Raw genomic sequence first — 16210 nt, forward strand, 5'->3', positions numbered from 1 at the left:
CAGCATCACTCCTCATATAACTATCTTCCTGGCATTTCCCCTGTGATAGTCCCTGTCTATAATGGTCTCACCCACACAGTAGGGACATACTGCAGAGGGCATGGTAAATCTGATCTTTTTCCCTTCAACACTTAACACCTCACCTGCCTTTTTAAAATAAAAGGCCAGCTCACCGGCTCCCTGTCCCGTTATTCCGTTGACATTGATTATTTCTGCATTTGGATTGGCAATGCCCACATTAAAGGAAAAGACCTCTCTTTCGGCTTGTGAAACTATATCCCCTTTGGTAATTGCAACAACATCGGCCAGTTTCAGCATGGGTCCGATTTTCCTGGGAGTATTGACGCCTGCAAGATTGTCAACCACACAAACGCCCAGTACATCTCTTATGTAAGGTGAACATCGGTTGCACAAACCGGCGCTTTCTGTTATGAGCATATCCAGCTTGTTGCCCTTTCCCCAGTTGAAACACTCTTCAATATTGCTTACAAAGTAATGATCGGGGCACAGGTTTCCGGAAAGTCCCAGGAGAACAGGCAGACCCAGCTTCTTGTATATCTCATTGTCCATGGATGACAGCGAGTCAAACTTAACAATACCAATCCTTATGCCTTCATTTATTAATTGCTCAACAGCCTTAACAATTACAGAGGTTTTCCCCACCGAAGGCGAACCTGCAACAGTTATTAATTTCATGCTCCCAGCCCCTCTCAAAATGTTTGTTTTTTGTTGTGCCAGATTTCAAAAAATTTTTTTGAAGCGTTATCCAGAATTTCCACTGTGTCGTTTGACCGTATGTAGTCCCAGCCCACCCACTTGAGAGAGGCCCCCCTGGGATAGCAGTATTCTACCTGCGGGTTGAGAGGAGGGTACTTATTGTCCGAAAGATATTGTCCAATCTTACTTCCCATCAAGAACTCCAGCAGCGGCGCAAGTTTTTGAATTTTGTCCCTTTTTACCAGCAAATACAGCGGGAAGGCCAGTGCCCCGTCAAGGGGCCACACAATTTCCGTATCCTCACGCCTGGGACAAATATCAGCCAGGAACCAGGGCATAATGTATATGGCTGCGCCTGATTTGCTGTCGGTTCCTGCTATTCTCGACATATGCACGTAATGTATCAAATCCTTTATGTTATGAGCTATACTGACAATACTCTCAAGCCCGTAATCCTTATACAGGTTTAAAAAGAGAAATGAGTTTGATTCGGTATAGGGACTGTTCAGGTCTTTTCTCCACCCTCCGATTATAATATTGTCCTTATAGACCGGATTGAGAAGGTGCTCCCAGCACTTTGGAACCGGCAGTTTTCCAAGCTTCCTGTAATCTATGAGCATGACCATGGGAACAACACTGAAAACGGTAAAACTGCCAAGTGGGTCTACAATGCCGCTTTGCCGGTAAATTTCAGGGACAGCTTCCAATTGGCAGGATTTAAAGCAGCCCCTGTCTGTAAACCGTCGGAAAAAATCTCTGCTGAACATGTTGTCAAAGGCCGAGGACAGAAGCATATTCGGAAAATCTTCAATATTCTCTGCCAGGTGCAGACTTCTGAAGGGATAATTTCCGCTGCCTCCTCCCATAGGAAAATAGCATTTCAAGCTTTTCCCTTCCTCCAGCCTGTGCTTTCGCAGCACCGATTCCAGACCGTCTTTTACCGTGTATTTCAACGGGACAGGAACGCTGCCCATGAAATCATATTCTCCGGCGTTCAGGTCACCGGTGCAAAGTTCCGAAGCATCCGGTCCAAATTCATATGACAGGCGGTTATCCCTGAATGCAGGACCGGCCTGTAAATTTATAGTCTCAGATGTGGTAAGTGCTGCGGGCATTTTTATCCCCCCTTCTCCAACGGACACTGCTTTTTATAATAATCTGCTGTCACAGCTACTTTTCAGGATACAGTATATCTTTCAGTTCCTGAGCAGTAACAGAATAATTATAGTAGGTCTTATAAAATTTCTTTGTCTCACTCTCCAAATCAATATCCTTAAACAGCCCCGGATTCAGGATTTTTCCGGCCCAGAGCGGCTGTAGCGCACCATCTGCGCTTCTGGCGGACCAGACATTCACACCTTTTGGGTTTACGTATACCTGTCTATTTTTTACTGCGGTTATATTTTTCCAAAGCTCGTCCTTCATTATCAATTCTTTATTTTTTGCATCTCTGATTATGATAACTTCCGGATCCCACTCAATGACCGACTCAATGGACACTGTGGCTGCAAGGTCCTTTATGCCGTTCTTGGCTGCTATATTTACTCCTCCTGCAATATTTATCCAGGATGTGACTATGGAATCACTTCCTTCTGTGCTGAGCGGAGTGTCTGTCATGTAATACACCCTTTTCCTTTTGTCTGCCTGGATACCTGAAGTTCTTCCGCTTACAGTCTTTATGTTTCCATCGTAATATCTTATGAACTGCTGTGCTTTTTCACTTTCACTCTTACCCAGGACTTCCCCCATGAGAGATATGCCTTTTTTGAATTCATCGGTTGTAGAATAGAATATCAGGACATACGGGATTTTAAGTTCATCAAGCTTCTTCTGTATCTCTTCGGTGCCGCTCCACAGGGTTACAACATCAGGTTTTGCTTTTATGAGCTCCTCAATATTAACCCCTTTGCCTTCAAATGGAGCGGGCACAGCCTTTATATCCGGAAGGACTTTCTGCACCCATGGGTTAGCCTTAAACGCCGGCAGGGTTGCAACAATTTTCTTTCCTGCACCTAAAAACAGCATCAATTGATTCTGTGCAGTTCCGCTGGAACACACCCTGTTCACATTGTACGGTATAACAACCTTTCTTCCGGCCATATCCGTAATGGTTCTTGTAGACGGTTCGGTAACTGTCAGGCTCAACTTTGCGGATAGTTTCCTGTTAGCGGCACTTGTGGCTGTGATGGTGGTCTTTCCGGCCTTCAGAGCCTTGATGACTCCTGTCTTGGATACTGAAGCCACCGAATTGTTGCCGGAAGTATAAATTACATTTCTATTTGTTGCATTGGCAGGCAGTATGGTTGCTTTCAAATTATAGGTCTTGTCCACAAGCAGGCTGAGCTGGGTTTTGTCCAGTTTAACCTGCTTTACCGGAGTAGTATTTGTAAATCCCGCAGCAGTGGCAATCAGTACAATGGCAGCCAGTATTACAATCGGAACATTTAATACTCTTCCCATTGATTTGGCTATTGATTTAGCTGAATGTTTTATTGCTTTCATATGAATTCCTCCATTTTATTCCCTTGAATACTCCCACATGGATTCCTGATACTCAAGTATCAGGTTCCCGGTGTTCTCATCCAGATATGCTTTTGCAGTTTCTGATTCTGATACTTTTATCTCAAGAACTCCTGCTTTAAAAACTGCGGGGTATTTGCCTTCATTGTCCTCATAGACATATGTATTTCCGCTTTTGGCTATGGCGGCATATCTGCCTGCTTCATCAATGCAGAGCCACTTCCCTGTCAGCTTTTCTTCTACCCTTTCCCTGTCCGGTACAGGAATCGGCGGTATAACTTCTTCCGCCGTGTCTTCAGCAGCTGCTGCCTCCGACTGCACCTCCGGATTTGTTGCACTGGCCGGTGGTACTTCCCTGGCATCCTTTACCTCATATAAATTGCTGCCGCATCCTGAAATGAATAAAAGGAAAGCTGCTGCAAATACTGCCACAACAATTTTTCCGTTTTTCAAGCGTCTAACCTCCCTGCAGTAAAATTTGTCATAGCTGCCATGATAATAGCTTTAATGAAATCTAATAAAAAAATAAAATTGTGAAAATTTAAAATCAGATAGAATTGTAAATACCAATTCCTCTTTGAATGGATTTCTATCGTTTGGTTTTGTTTGGTTATGTTAGTTATCATTATAGCACATCAAGCATTTATGTCAATTTTATATGAACAATTTGTTACTATCCAAAATAAACAAACTTTTTGGGGTTGATACATAACATTATTATACAATAATACCTATTCCAAATGCGGAGTATTTGTTTTCGTGTATTTATATTTGTTTTTATCTGTTTGTATAAATTAATCAAGCACAATTTGATGGATTATTATACAAGCCGAAATTAACACACCCTGTTATAGACGGGAATATCCTGTAATAAGACTAATAAAATCAGGATGGAAGCATGGACTACAATTATCAGAATATTATTGCGGGGATAAAAAGCGGAGAATACCGCCTTATGGGATTTGGTTCCTGCCGGAGGGTCTACAATCTGAATAACGGTTATGTTGTTAAAGTTGCAAGGGATATCCGCGGAGTTGAACAAAATAAAAACGAATACCAAATCCACATTAACTGTACATCTCGTTTTTTTGCGGAGATAACCTATGTTTCGGAAGATTTCAGGCTGCTGGTCATGGCCCGCGCAAAAAGAATAAAGAAAATGAGAGCGGTCTATTCCTTCTATAAAGTCAATAATATGGATTCCCTGTTAAAAGTGAGCGGCCTTGGCCAGGACCTTAAGGATAACGACCTGGGTACGGGCGATTTAAGGCGGGCCTCCAGTTGGGGCCTTATTAACGGCGAGCCGGTTATAATAGACTATGGCCTGACACACGGCCTGTTTAAAAAATATTATAAAGGTAACCTGTTCTTAAGGAAACGGTATACTCCCATAATTTATCAATAAATACTAAAAACCGGCCGACAGCCTCAAACCCTTCTGTCAAGGCACTTTTCCAATATATCCATACCGTGCCGTATTTCTTCTATATTCGAGGACGCAAAGCTCAGCCGGAGGCTTCTGTCCTTGTTCTTATGGTCCAATTCAAAAAAAACTCCGGAGGGTATAAGCACCAATCCCTCTTCCCTGCATTCATGATACATTTCCATTGCGGATAGGCCCTTGGGCAGGGTAATCCAAAAATACAGCCCGCCGCCGGGCTTTTCGTACTTTACTCCATATTTCTCCATGCGCTCCAGTTGAGTAAGCATGAATTCATATTTACCCCTGTATATTTCCTTCATATATTGAAGGTGCTCCTCCCATTTTCCTGTTCTGAAGTACATATCCAGAGCCCTTTGAATAAGGCCGGAGGATGCCAGATCACTGTTGTGCTTGATTTTCGTGAATTCCTTTGTCAACTGGCCCGGGATTATCATACAGCCCGCCCTTAAGCCCGGCATCAGTATCTTGGAAAAGCTTTTCAGATAGATTACATAAGAGTTGTCAATATCAAGTCTCTTCAGGGTGATCGGATGTCGGTTTCCGAAATTCAGTTCAGACATTGAATCATCCTCAACTATACATACCTCGTATTTTTTTGCCAGCACAAGCACCTGTTCGAGCTTCTCAGCACTATAACTCACCGTTGTGGGATTTTGATAGCTGGTCATCAAATAAATCAACTTGGGCCTGCATATGCGTATTTTCTTTTCAAGCTCAGTTATATCGGCGCCGTCCTCCTCAACGGAAACACCCACCACCCTGGCTCCTCTTGACTTGAACACCGCCGCCGCCCCATCATAAGTGGGATTTTCCATTATTACGTAATCACCGGGATTTAATAACACCTTTCCTATAAGATCTATTCCCTGCTGTGCTCCTGAAACTATCAGAACGTTTTCCTCATTGCCGGCTTTAATTCCATACTTTTCGCCAATGTATCCCAGAATGGAGCTCCTTAAAGGTTTAAAGCCGCTGCTTTCCTGATAGCCGAAGGCAAAACCCCTGTCTCTCTCCAATACCTCGTTTATGCATTCCTTGAAGGATTCGGTAGGAAAAATCGAGGGGTGGGGTGCAGCACTGGCAAAGTTTATTACATCCTTACCGGTAGTCATTCCCAGCTCACCGGAGGAGAGTATGCTTTCCTTCTGACCCTTCATGTTGGATACATAATAGCCGCTTCCTTTTTTTGCCGTAACATACTTGTTATTTTCAAGCTGCTTGTAAGCGTTTAAAACCGTTATGCTGTTTATATCCAAAGCCTGGGACAGGCTTCTTACCGTAGGCAGCTTTTCTCCCGGTTTTAACTCACCGGCTGTGATTGACTGCTTGATATGCTCAAAAAGCTGCAAATACTTCGGCTGCTTGTCATCTTGAAATTGTATCGACACAATATTCATTTTCCCTCCAATAAATTGTTTAGTATATTGACTTGTGAATTAAAATATGTAAGAATATTCAAAATTTATACATAATAAACTCAAATTGTTACGATACAATTTAGTATATTAAACAACATGGCAAATGTAAAGGAGAATATGGCATGACTGAAAGATATGAATTAAACAAAAATCTGGCTCAGATGCTCAAAGGCGGAGTCATAATGGACGTAGTAAATGCAAAGGAGGCCGAAATTGCTCAAAAAGCAGGTGCTGTTGCCGTCATGGCCCTTGAAAGGGTTCCCTCGGACATCAGAAAAATGGGAGGCGTTGCCAGGATGTCCGACCCCAAAATGATCAAGGAAATTCAAAGCGCCGTTTCCATCCCCGTTATGGCTAAAGTGCGTATTGGCCATTTTGTTGAAGCACAGGTTCTGGAATCCCTTTCCATTGACTACATAGATGAAAGTGAAGTCCTCACTCCTGCAGATGAAGATTTTCACATTGATAAGCATACCTTTAAGGTTCCCTTTGTCTGCGGCGCCAAAAATCTTGGGGAAGCTCTGAGAAGAATTGGGGAAGGTGCTTCCATGATCAGAACCAAGGGCGAAGCCGGTACAGGCAATGTAGTTGAAGCCGTAAGGCATATGAGAACGGTTACCGGTGAAATACGAAAGGTTCAAAGCGCCTCCAGGCAGGAGCTTATGACAATTGCCAAAGAATTTGGAGCCCCCTATGATCTGGTGCTCTATATTCATGAGAACGGCAGGCTTCCGGTTATCAACTTTGCTGCCGGAGGAATTGCCACCCCTTCGGATGCCGCTCTTATGATGCAGCTTGGCTGTGACGGTGTCTTCGTAGGCTCCGGCATATTCAAATCCTCAGACCCTGAAAAGAGAGCGCGGGCAATAGTGAAGGCCACCACCTACTTTGACGATGCCTCCATCATAGCGGAAGTTTCAGAGGAGCTTGGTACTGCAATGGATTCAATTGATGTAAGAGAGCTGTCGGGAAACAGCCTGTATGCATCAAGGGGCTGGTAGTATGAAAAGAATCGGAGTTCTTGGCTTGCAGGGAGCTGTGCAGGAGCATCTGGACATGCTGAGACAAATAGGAGAAATAGAAGCCTGTATGGTTAAATATAAGGCTGATGTTGAAAACATAGACGGACTTATTATTCCCGGAGGCGAAAGTACGGCTATTGGCAGGCTGCTGTCCGACTTCGACCTGACCGTTCCTCTTAAGGCACGTATAGAAAACGGAATGCCTGTATGGGGAACCTGCGCAGGAATGATCCTGCTGGCCAGGAACATTTCAAACGATGAGCGCAGGCATCTTGAGGTAATGGATATAGAGGTAATGAGAAACGGCTATGGAAGGCAGCTTGACAGTTTTAAAACCACTGTTGACATCCCCGCGGTTTCAGCGCAAAAAGTTCCGCTTGTTTTCATCCGAGCCCCCTATGTGGTGGACATTTCCCCACAGGTGGAAGTTCTGTTGAGCCTGGATGGCCATATTGTGGCCTGCCGCCAGAAAAACATGCTGGCAACCTCCTTTCATCCGGAATTGACCGGGGATCTGAGTTTTCATAAATACTTTGCTGATATGATATGATAAAAAAATTGCTTCTTAAAATCAAGAAGCAATTTTTTTATTTGTCTACATCAATTATTGTAGTTTTAATTTAAACAATGATAAGTTTATATAGTGTGACTTGATGCTCTTTTGTTTACATCCTTTGGAGCAGGAAGCTTTACCTTTTAATACTTAAATTGCAGGTATGTATTGGATATCAATCCAGGATTATCATTTTTTCTGCAGCAGCAGATGCCGAGAAACTGCCTTCGGCTTTCCAGTTATCCTTGAAAATTCCCTTGCTGAGATTTACAAGGTTGTTAGCATTTCCATTAGGTTCCAAAGACCGGACATTGGTAAAAGTAAATGCAACATCCTTTGAACCGCTGAGATAATAGCTGGGAATTCCAATTCCGTTCAAGAGTGGGTATGCATTCATATAAATACTTGGGTCTGCGCTTTGAGAGCATTGAAGAGTCATTGTTTCGCCAAGAGTATATGGACTTGGAGACCAACTGGTCAATACGCCTTCCTTGAAGCCTATTCCCAGAATGTCTTTACTGGCATTTGCACTTGTCAGTGCACCTGCCTGTGTAAAATTCATTTCAGAATAAAACTTCCATACATGAAGGTACTGAGACCCGATATTGAACACATTATAGTCATACCCTTCGCCTTTTAAATTGAAGTTTGACAGGATTGTAATCAATCCTCCATAATTGTCATTATTTGTGTCAATCAACAGATCTACTTCCGCTCCGCCGGCAATTGTAGTGGTGCCTGCGTAGCCTTTAAAGGTTGGTCCATTGTGGTTGGAATCCGAGGCAAAGCTGAACAATGTGGTGGTGGGCTCATATGGGATGGGCAGAATGACTTTTGAATCAACTTCTTGTGCAAAACACGGAATTCCAGAGGCCAACAGGAATATTATCAATATTCCGCTAATAATTCTTTTCATAAAAAACCTCCTATTTATTATACTATTTGTGTTTTTGCCCAAAGGGATGTAAAAAATCCGTACAAGCTTCCAGCAACATTATATTATATTTTTTACTATTTTCTATATTTTGGGAAATAAAAAAAAATGCATTTTTTGGTTGTGTTTGTCAAACCCAGTCCAAACTTGCATTTTAAAGAATAATTTTAATATTTTATATGTCCAATTTTTGGGAAATAATGTTAAACTTATTTTCCGCTGCCTTGAATATTGGAAAGCATTTGATCAATTGTCTCTGTATTTGGGGATTCCAGCTCTTTTGCCTTTTCCAGATGCTCCCTGGCTTTATCATACCGGTCTGTGTAGTAATATATGAAGCCCTGTAAAAAGTGTCCGTCTGCCGGACTCACCCCAGCCAGCGTTTCTGCATGTTTTATGGCTTCTTCATATTTATGCTGGTTTATTTCCGCCTTTGCAAGCCCAAACAGTACAAAGGTTTTTATATTATTGTCAGCAGGTTCAAGGTTTACTATTTCCTCACCCAGTTTTTCCACACCGGCCCATTGGCCTTGTACCTCCAGAGTCTGAAATTCGGCAAGCAATGGCACTATCTTGTTGTTACTGTTATTAAAGCCATATGCCAACCCGGCTGCGGAAATAATTACAGCCATAATTACCGAAACAGCCTTCACGATTTTATCCCTTGAGGTTTCATTCCCGGCAGGATATACAGCGCCTGTAACCAGTATGCCTCCGATAAAACCGCCCATATGGGCATTATTATCTATCTGCTTGTTCAAAATACCATATGCCAGATTTACCACCACCGCAGTAATCAGATTTGCACCAAACCCGCTTTTCAACAGAGACGGGCGTTTGATTACAAAATAGAGCATTGCTCCAAACAGTCCAAATATAGCCCCGGAGGCACCAACCGAAGCATTTATTGAAAAGGCGAAGCTGGCAATATTGCCAAGAATGCCTGATACCACATAAATCAACATAAAGCGGCGGCGCCCGTACAATTTTTCAACCTGGGTGCCGATTATAAACAGCGAATAGCTGTTTAACGCAAGATGAATCTCATCGGCATGCAGAAAAACCGGAGTTAAAAACCTCCAAAATTGACCTTCAAGTATCAACGCATTTATTTTAGCTCCGAACGGCTCAAGCAGGTTTCCGTATTCCTCGCCATTGTAAAAGGAAATTATCCGTATTACAAGCCACACAAGAATATTTGCAGCAATCAGAGCATAAGTTAAAAAGGGCTTGGAAGCCTTTAATTGTATGTCAAAATCCTTTTTCCTCAGTTCAATGAGTTTTTCAATATCTTCAGCAGTTGCTCCGCTCCTGTCAAGCTTTTTTGCAAAAAAGCGCCTGACATTTCTGACAATTTTGGCATCAAAAGCCGGCACACTATAGTGCTTGCTGATAGTTCCTCCTGAGATGTCAATAGAAAGCGCCTTCAAAAACCTTTTGTCAGCAGGCAGATCAATCTGGCTGCTTTTGATGATATCCAGTTTTTGTTCATCAGGCTGGTTTTCAAACAAAAAAAGCTTGAACAAAGTGGCATTGGAGCCATTCATATTTTTAATCACCCGGGCCCCGTGCTCCATGGAGAGCTCAAGCCCCCGGCTGTCCAGCATATCTCCATCAATAATTTCAACCAATACCGTGGTACCGTGAAAATCCTTAATAAGACTTGCCGTACCATTGCTAAAATCCAGTTTCTCAGACTCAGGCAGGATGAGATTGAAATATTCCTTCTCTATAAGATATCCGGCAAGTGCTGTAATAAATTTATTTTTCATCAGGCAGCATGCCTCCGCAATCAACAGCTCCATATTTTTTCAACAACTTTTCTGCATCCTCAGACACAGTAATGTAGCCCCCCCGACCTTTATAAACCCTAAGGGCGGCGTCAAGCACATCAAGGTTGTCCGATTTCAGTATAAACGGCTGTTTCAGATAGGTCTGGGCTTCCTTTACAACCTTGGCCAGAAGCATGGTGTCATCGTTTTCAGCCCCCGCCCCCATATCTGCATTTATCAGCACTATACGGCAGTCTTCATCCAAAAGCTCCATGGCCGCATCAGTTACAGCGCCCAGGTCTCCGGATAATAAAGCAGCTCTCAGGGCGGAATCCGCATTTATGTCTATCCTGCCCAATCTAGCGGTGCTTATTTCTTCAAAGGCTGTCTTATATGAAGCGGATGTAATATAGTCAACATCCGGATTCATATGAATAGCCTTAATGTCTTGAGCAGGAGTGTCACCTACCACCCGTACAACCTCCACAATATATTCCGGAGTGGTCCCGCAGCAACCTCCAAGGAGCCGGGCACCATGCTTTAAAAACTCCGGCAGCAGCTTTACAAATCCCTCCGGAGTTTCCTTGAATACCTGCTTGCCATCAATAATCTCAGGCAGTCCGGCATTGGGTTTTATGCTGAAGGGAAGTCCCGTTTTGCCGTATTCCCGAGCAATCTTCAGCATGTAATCGGGACCGAAGGAGCAGTTTGTACCGATTAAGTCTGCACCCATTGAATACAATATGATTGCACATATATCAGGTTCAGTTCCCATAAGGGTTCTTCCATTCTGTTCATAGGAAACGGAGCATATGACCGGAAGATTGCAGTTCTCCTTGGCAGCAAGCAGCGCAATTCTCAGTTCGCTTACATCTGTAAAGGTTTCAAAACTGATTATGTGGGCCCCTCCATCGGCAACCGCCACAATTTGTTCTTTAAACGTCTGATATGCACTTTCAAAGGTCAACTGGCCAAAGGGCTCCAACAGTTTTCCCAGCGGGCCGATGGAAGCTGCTACGTAGCATTGATTCCCTGCCGCTTCTCTGGCCAGCCTGGCAGACTGAAAATTAATATCATAAAGACGGTCCTTGAGTCCATATTCTGCAAGCTTGAGGCCGTTGGCCTGGAACGTATTGGTTTGAATCACATCTGAGCCCGCATCCCTGTAGCCCTTATAAATCTGCTTTACGATCTCGGCTTGGGAGAGATTCCACTCTTCGGGGCATATTCCCGCACCCAGTCCATTTTCGTGCAGCATCCTTCCCATGGAACCGTCGAATATTAAAACCTTCTGCTTTATATCATCTAAAAAAGACATAAGTCCTCCATTCTGTCTACATGGATATATTTAAATACGCCTAAGAAAATTGCCAGTTTTTAAACTGGCAATTTCAGGCTTATTTAAATTATAATAGTGTATTTGATTAATGTAAAGGATAAGGCAGCTAAAATATGAAGCTGCAGGGCTTGAAGCCGCTTTTTCGCAAGTCGGTATGAACGGTCTTTGCTAAGCTGTCTCAATATTGGCATCATCCTGAAGTCCCAGCTTTGCAACGGCTTCCTCACGCATTTTATATTTTTGTATTTTTCCGCTGGCCGTCATTGGGAAGCTGTCCACAAAAGCTACATATTTTGGAGTCTTATGCCTTGCCATATGAGATTTCACTGTATTTTTAACATCCTCTTCCGTCAATGAGCAACCCTCCTTAAGTATTACACAGGCCATTATCTCCTCACCGTATGCCTTGGAGGGAACGCCTATTACCTGGACATCCTTGACCTCGGGCAAGGTATAGAGAAATTCCTCAATCTCCTTTGGATATATGTTTTCTCCTCCCCTGATAATCATGTCCTTTATTCTTCCGGTAATTTTAAAATAACCGTGTTCGTCTCTGACCGCAAGATCTCCCGTGTGCAGCCAGCCTTCACTGTCTATGGCCTGAGCAGTTGCCTCAGGCATTTTGTAGTAGCCCTTCATGACGTTATAGCCCCTTGTCACAAACTCGCCGGGTACTCCGTCAGGCAAGTCCTTTCCTGTTTCAGGATCAACTATCTTGCACTCTATAAACGGAAGCGCACGCCCCACAGTCGCCACTCTCCGTTCCAGACTGTCTCCTATTCTGGTCTGGGTGCAAACTGGTGAAGCCTCGGTTTGTCCGTATGGTATGGTTATATCTTTCATATTCATCTTGTCAACAACCACCTCCATGACCTTGACAGGACATGGTGAACCTGACATGATTCCGGTTCTGAGGGAGGAATAGTCAAAGTTGTTGAATTCAGGATGCTCAAGGATTGCAATGAACATCGTAGGGACACCGTATACGGCAGTACATTTTTCATTCTGTATGGTCTGCATTACCTTCAAAGGCTGATAGTATTCCAGCGGAACCATTGTTGTCCCGTGGGTGACGCATGCCATTATGGCAAGCACAAGCCCAAAGCAGTGGAAAAACGGAACAGGTATGCATATACTGTCTTCATATGTAAGGTGCATGCAGTCACCTATGCATTTTCCATTGTTAACAATGTTGTAGTGGGTCAGCATAACTCCCTTGGGGAAGCCGGTGGTTCCCGAAGTATACTGCATATTTATCACATCATGGCAGTCCAGGGTGCTGCTTATGGCAAACAGCTCCTCATCCGGAACCTCCCTGCCCATATCCATAAGTTCCGACCAACTGAACATTCCGGGATATTTATTCTCACTGATACTGATTACATTTTTCAGGAACGGCAGCTTTTCACTCTTGAATTCTCCCGGCTTGCTGTCTTTAAGCTCAGGACATAGCTCATTGAGTATCTGGACATAGTTTGAATCCTTAAAACCGTCAATCAAAACCAAAGTACTGCTATCCGACTGTGTAAGCAGGTACTCCAGCTCAAAAATCTTGTAATTCGTATTTACGGTAACCAGTACAGCACCGATTTTAGCTGTGGCAAAAAGAGTAATAAGCCATTCAGGTACATTAGTGGCCCACATTGCAACATGGTCACCCTTTTTTATTCCCATTTTCATAAAGCTCTTTGCAACACTGTTACATATGGAATTAAACTCGGAATATGTTTTCCTGAAAGGGCGGTCGGTATACAGGACACATTCATGTTCGGGGTATCTGCCTGCCATTTGTTCAAGCAATCCACCCACCGTTATTTCTATTAATTTTTCCATATAAGCACCTCCAATATGATAAATATCTAATATAAAAGAAAAACACATAAAATAAAAAGCTTTTCATCTCCACACATGAGACGAAAAGCTATTCCGCGGTACCACTCAATTTAACCCAACATAACAAATGTTGAATTCTCTTTAATCATATAACGGTGAAAACCGTTCCGGCCTGATCAGTCAGCCGGAATGCTCCAGGGCGAGCTTCAACTCTCCGAAATCGCTATCTTTCACCCGACGATAGCTCTCTTGGGATTTCATAACTGTTTACTGTTCCCGTTCTCAGCATTTTTTATTCGAAATTATTAATATAATACTATGCAAATTGTATTAATGTCAATACATTTATTTCTGGCTTTAGCATAATTTAAGCTGTATGCTGCACCCTACACCTTGATGTTGTGCTTAAAGGCATAAATAGCTGCCTGAGTCCGGTCATTGACGTCCAGCTTCTTAAAAATATTTGAAATGTGATTCTTAACGGTTTTTTCACTTATGTACAGGTTCTTTGCTATTTCCTTATTTATCATGCCCTCAGCAATCAATTTCAAAACTTCTATTTCTCTTGAGGTCAGGTTATTTGACAGGGATTTGTCATTTTCATAAAGAGTGACTCTCTGGAATTCTCTTACCAGTTCATTAGTCATATTGGGCTGAATAAAGGTTTGATCCCCATAAACACTTCTGATTGCATCTATCAGCACTGACGATTCTGCATCCTTGAGAACATAACCTTCACATCCCATTTGCAAGGTTTTAAACAGATATTCCCTGTCCTGATGCAGCGTCAAAACTATTATTTTGTATCTTTCACTGCTTTCCTTTAAAATCTTTATGGCCTGCAATCCGCTTAATACGGGCATATTGATATCCATAAGCAAAACATCGGGCTTTAAAGCTTTTGCCATTTCAACAGCCTCATTTCCATTTGAAGCTTCTGCTACAACACAGATATCGTCCTCCAACTCAAGAATTGTTTTCAACCCCTGCCTTACCATGGCGTGATCATCCGCTATCAATACTTTAATCTTGTTCATTTTCCGAGAGCCTCCCCTTCATTTATGAGTGGTATTTGTATATTCAATCTTGTTCCTTTTTTTTCTTCAGATGTTATGCTTAATTCCCCTTCAAGCAGGGCCACTCTCTCTTTCATGCTAAAAAGGCCGAAGCCTCCCGACAAGTCTGAGTTTGTCATCTTAATAGATTTGGGATTAAAACCCACACCATTATCAAAAATAATAATATTAAGCTTATCGTCCACCTTTTCAAGTATTACACCTGCAGTTTTTGAATTTGAGTGTTTCAACACATTATTCAAGGCTTCCTGAACTATCCTGAAAACCGTAAGAGCTATTACAGGCTTTGTGGTTTCATCAATTCCCCGGTATTTGAAAGTCACATTAATTCCCGTAGTCTCCTTAAAGGAAACCACATATCTTTCCAAAGTCGGAAGCAAACCAAGATCATCCAGAGCCATGGGCCTGAGGTTGTAAATTATTCTGCGGACCTCCTGCAGGCTGTCTCTCATAACCTTTCTCAGATTCTGCAACTCGATCTTTGCCTCCGTCATGTTTATATCCATCATTTTTTCACATATTTCGGCTTTAATTACAGCATTTGACATGGATTGTGCAGGTCCGTCGTGTATCTCACGTGCAACCCGCTTGCGCTCATCCTCCTGGGCCTCAATTATTCGAAGTCCAAGGAACTGTTTTTGCTGCAGATTGCTTAACTGTTCACCTACACCCTTTAAATCACTGCTAAGATACTCAAGAGCTATTCCAACATGTCCTATAAGATTATCCGCTCTCTCAAGCGTTTTCATGGAATCCCTTATTCTTATTTCAAGATCGTTTCTTCTTTTGATCAGATAACTTTCCTGCTCCCGCCTGACAGCAAGCTTTACTCGCAAATCATCTGCCGATTGGTAAGCCTTCGCCAGATCATCCTGGCTATGCCTTTGAAAATTTTGATTGACATCATATAACCTTTTTTTACTGACCTTTAAACCATGTTCCAGATTTTCAATTTCGTTCAGACTCTCTGCCACCTGCATTTTCAACGTGGCAAGCTCTTCCTGAAGTCTTGAGCATTCCTTACGCGAATTTTCTGCAATTTCAATGATTTCTTTTTTCCCCGAATCAAGAGCCTTAATTGTCTTATTAATTATCTCATCCATCTGAACTGCATTATGCTTGTAATTCGGCATTTTTCCACCTGTTTCCCATATGATATTGTCGGTTTATAAAGAATATTTTATTTTAATCTCATATTTGGCAAAACATTCTAAAAACTATATAGGATTATTTTAACCAATATATCCCGCGGCTACAATAGTGGCTTTTATTTTTGTTGAAAATGACTAAAATTGATAACTTAATTACATTTTTCTCCACAGAACATGTTACAATATTTTAATCGTAATTACCAGCCTTTAACTAAATACTTTTTTAAAATATTTTTAAAAATTACATTTAAAAGGATAATTTAACATACAAAAAAAGACTTCCACAATGTAGAAGTCTTCTGGTCAGACTGTCCGAAAAGTAACCACACCAGCACCTTTAAAAGCCGCTATGATATAATTTATTGTATCAAGTTTGAGTGCAGGTGGTGCTTAATATGAAATATATCAAAGGGCAAGAGAAATCACAGTTG

Annotated in this window: 14 protein-coding genes and 1 other annotated feature; of the genes, 3 read left to right on the plus strand and 11 right to left on the minus strand. The window is 42.4% G+C overall.

The window, feature by feature from the left end:
- Positions 1-12: 12 nt before the first annotated feature.
- The 4 genes from CLHUN_RS20570 to CLHUN_RS20585 are packed head-to-tail and all read right to left on the minus strand — an operon-like array spanning position 13 to position 3690.
- Positions 13-696: a GTP-binding protein gene (locus tag CLHUN_RS20570; protein WP_080066569.1), complete on the minus strand. Its 684-nt coding sequence runs from the start codon at positions 694-696 to the stop codon at positions 13-15.
- A gap of 14 nt (positions 697-710) precedes the next feature.
- Positions 711-1832: an ABC transporter substrate-binding protein gene (locus CLHUN_RS20575; RefSeq protein WP_207559194.1), complete on the minus strand. Its 1122-nt coding sequence runs from the start codon at positions 1830-1832 to the stop codon at positions 711-713.
- A 55-nt stretch (positions 1833-1887) separates the two neighbouring features.
- Complete coding sequence (locus CLHUN_RS20580; RefSeq protein WP_080066570.1) at positions 1888-3219, minus strand: ABC transporter substrate-binding protein; 1332 nt, start codon at positions 3217-3219, stop codon at positions 1888-1890.
- A gap of 15 nt (positions 3220-3234) precedes the next feature.
- Positions 3235-3690 carry a hypothetical protein gene (locus tag CLHUN_RS20585; protein WP_080066571.1) on the minus strand — a complete coding sequence of 152 codons (456 nt, stop codon included), beginning with the start codon at positions 3688-3690 and terminating at the stop codon, positions 3235-3237.
- A 445-nt stretch (positions 3691-4135) separates the two neighbouring features.
- On the opposite strand from CLHUN_RS20585, the gene CLHUN_RS20590 reads away from it, so the two are divergent.
- Complete coding sequence (locus CLHUN_RS20590) at positions 4136-4642, plus strand: hypothetical protein (RefSeq protein ID WP_080066572.1); 507 nt, start codon at positions 4136-4138, stop codon at positions 4640-4642.
- A gap of 23 nt (positions 4643-4665) precedes the next feature.
- Here CLHUN_RS20590 and pdxR read toward each other — a convergent pair whose 3' ends face one another.
- The gene (gene pdxR, locus CLHUN_RS20595) at positions 4666-6078 is read right to left on the minus strand and encodes a MocR-like pyridoxine biosynthesis transcription factor PdxR (RefSeq protein WP_080066573.1); all 1413 of its coding nucleotides are present in this window, start codon (positions 6076-6078) and stop codon (positions 4666-4668) included.
- Positions 6079-6221: 143 nt separating this feature from the next.
- Between pdxR and pdxS the strand changes: the two genes are divergently transcribed.
- Positions 6222-7100 (plus strand): pyridoxal 5'-phosphate synthase lyase subunit PdxS, encoded by an 879-nt coding sequence (pdxS, locus tag CLHUN_RS20600; RefSeq protein WP_080066574.1) that lies wholly within the window; start codon positions 6222-6224, stop codon positions 7098-7100.
- A 1-nt stretch (position 7101) separates the two neighbouring features.
- Positions 7102-7671: a pyridoxal 5'-phosphate synthase glutaminase subunit PdxT gene (gene pdxT, locus CLHUN_RS20605; RefSeq protein ID WP_080066575.1), complete on the plus strand. Its 570-nt coding sequence runs from the start codon at positions 7102-7104 to the stop codon at positions 7669-7671.
- Positions 7672-7849: 178 nt separating this feature from the next.
- On the opposite strand, the gene CLHUN_RS20610 is transcribed toward pdxT, so the two are convergent.
- From CLHUN_RS20610 to CLHUN_RS20635, 6 genes are all read right to left on the minus strand, one after another.
- Positions 7850-8590: a hypothetical protein gene (locus tag CLHUN_RS20610; protein WP_080066576.1), complete on the minus strand. Its 741-nt coding sequence runs from the start codon at positions 8588-8590 to the stop codon at positions 7850-7852.
- A 227-nt stretch (positions 8591-8817) separates the two neighbouring features.
- On the minus strand, positions 8818-10380 hold the full coding sequence (locus tag CLHUN_RS20615) for a rhomboid family protein (protein ID WP_080066577.1): 1563 nt from the start codon (positions 10378-10380) through the stop codon (positions 8818-8820).
- Positions 10370-11698 carry a homocysteine S-methyltransferase family protein gene (locus CLHUN_RS20620; protein WP_080066578.1) on the minus strand — a complete coding sequence of 443 codons (1329 nt, stop codon included), beginning with the start codon at positions 11696-11698 and terminating at the stop codon, positions 10370-10372. The genes CLHUN_RS20615 and CLHUN_RS20620 overlap by 11 nt, the downstream gene beginning before the upstream one ends.
- Before the next feature lie 189 nt (positions 11699-11887).
- The gene (locus CLHUN_RS20625) at positions 11888-13552 is read right to left on the minus strand and encodes an AMP-binding protein (protein WP_080066579.1); all 1665 of its coding nucleotides are present in this window, start codon (positions 13550-13552) and stop codon (positions 11888-11890) included.
- Positions 13553-13625: 73 nt separating this feature from the next.
- Positions 13626-13845, minus strand: a binding site (T-box leader).
- A 93-nt stretch (positions 13846-13938) separates the two neighbouring features.
- On the minus strand, positions 13939-14589 hold the full coding sequence (locus CLHUN_RS20630; protein ID WP_080066580.1) for a response regulator: 651 nt from the start codon (positions 14587-14589) through the stop codon (positions 13939-13941).
- The gene (locus CLHUN_RS20635) at positions 14586-15761 is read right to left on the minus strand and encodes a sensor histidine kinase (RefSeq protein WP_080066581.1); all 1176 of its coding nucleotides are present in this window, start codon (positions 15759-15761) and stop codon (positions 14586-14588) included. Before CLHUN_RS20635 ends, CLHUN_RS20630 begins: the two co-directional genes overlap by 4 nt.
- Positions 15762-16210 lie beyond the last annotated feature (449 nt).

The sequence above is a fragment of the Ruminiclostridium hungatei genome, from assembly GCF_002051585.1.
GTDB lineage: Bacteria > Bacillota > Clostridia > Acetivibrionales > DSM-1351 > Ruminiclostridium > Ruminiclostridium hungatei.

Excerpts from the sequence above, each read along its gene's own strand:
- pdxS (WP_080066574.1), top strand. The coding sequence starts at position 6,222 with ATGACTGAAAGATATGAATTAAACAAAAATCTGGCTCAGATGCTCAAA.
- CLHUN_RS20590 (WP_080066572.1), top strand. The coding sequence starts at position 4,136 with ATGGACTACAATTATCAGAATATTATTGCGGGGATAAAAAGCGGAGAA.
- CLHUN_RS20630 (WP_080066580.1), bottom strand. The coding sequence starts at position 14,589 with ATGAACAAGATTAAAGTATTGATAGCGGATGATCACGCCATGGTAAGG.
- CLHUN_RS20575 (WP_207559194.1), bottom strand. The coding sequence starts at position 1,832 with ATGCCCGCAGCACTTACCACATCTGAGACTATAAATTTACAGGCCGGT.
- CLHUN_RS20615 (WP_080066577.1), bottom strand. The coding sequence starts at position 10,380 with ATGAAAAATAAATTTATTACAGCACTTGCCGGATATCTTATAGAGAAG.
- CLHUN_RS20625 (WP_080066579.1), bottom strand. The coding sequence starts at position 13,552 with ATGGAAAAATTAATAGAAATAACGGTGGGTGGATTGCTTGAACAAATG.
- CLHUN_RS20635 (WP_080066581.1), bottom strand. The coding sequence starts at position 15,761 with ATGCCGAATTACAAGCATAATGCAGTTCAGATGGATGAGATAATTAAT.
- CLHUN_RS20620 (WP_080066578.1), bottom strand. The coding sequence starts at position 11,698 with ATGTCTTTTTTAGATGATATAAAGCAGAAGGTTTTAATATTCGACGGT.
- CLHUN_RS20580 (WP_080066570.1), bottom strand. The coding sequence starts at position 3,219 with ATGAAAGCAATAAAACATTCAGCTAAATCAATAGCCAAATCAATGGGA.
- CLHUN_RS20570 (WP_080066569.1), bottom strand. The coding sequence starts at position 696 with ATGAAATTAATAACTGTTGCAGGTTCGCCTTCGGTGGGGAAAACCTCT.
- pdxR (WP_080066573.1), bottom strand. The coding sequence starts at position 6,078 with ATGAATATTGTGTCGATACAATTTCAAGATGACAAGCAGCCGAAGTAT.
- CLHUN_RS20610 (WP_080066576.1), bottom strand. The coding sequence starts at position 8,590 with ATGAAAAGAATTATTAGCGGAATATTGATAATATTCCTGTTGGCCTCT.
- pdxT (WP_080066575.1), top strand. The coding sequence starts at position 7,102 with ATGAAAAGAATCGGAGTTCTTGGCTTGCAGGGAGCTGTGCAGGAGCAT.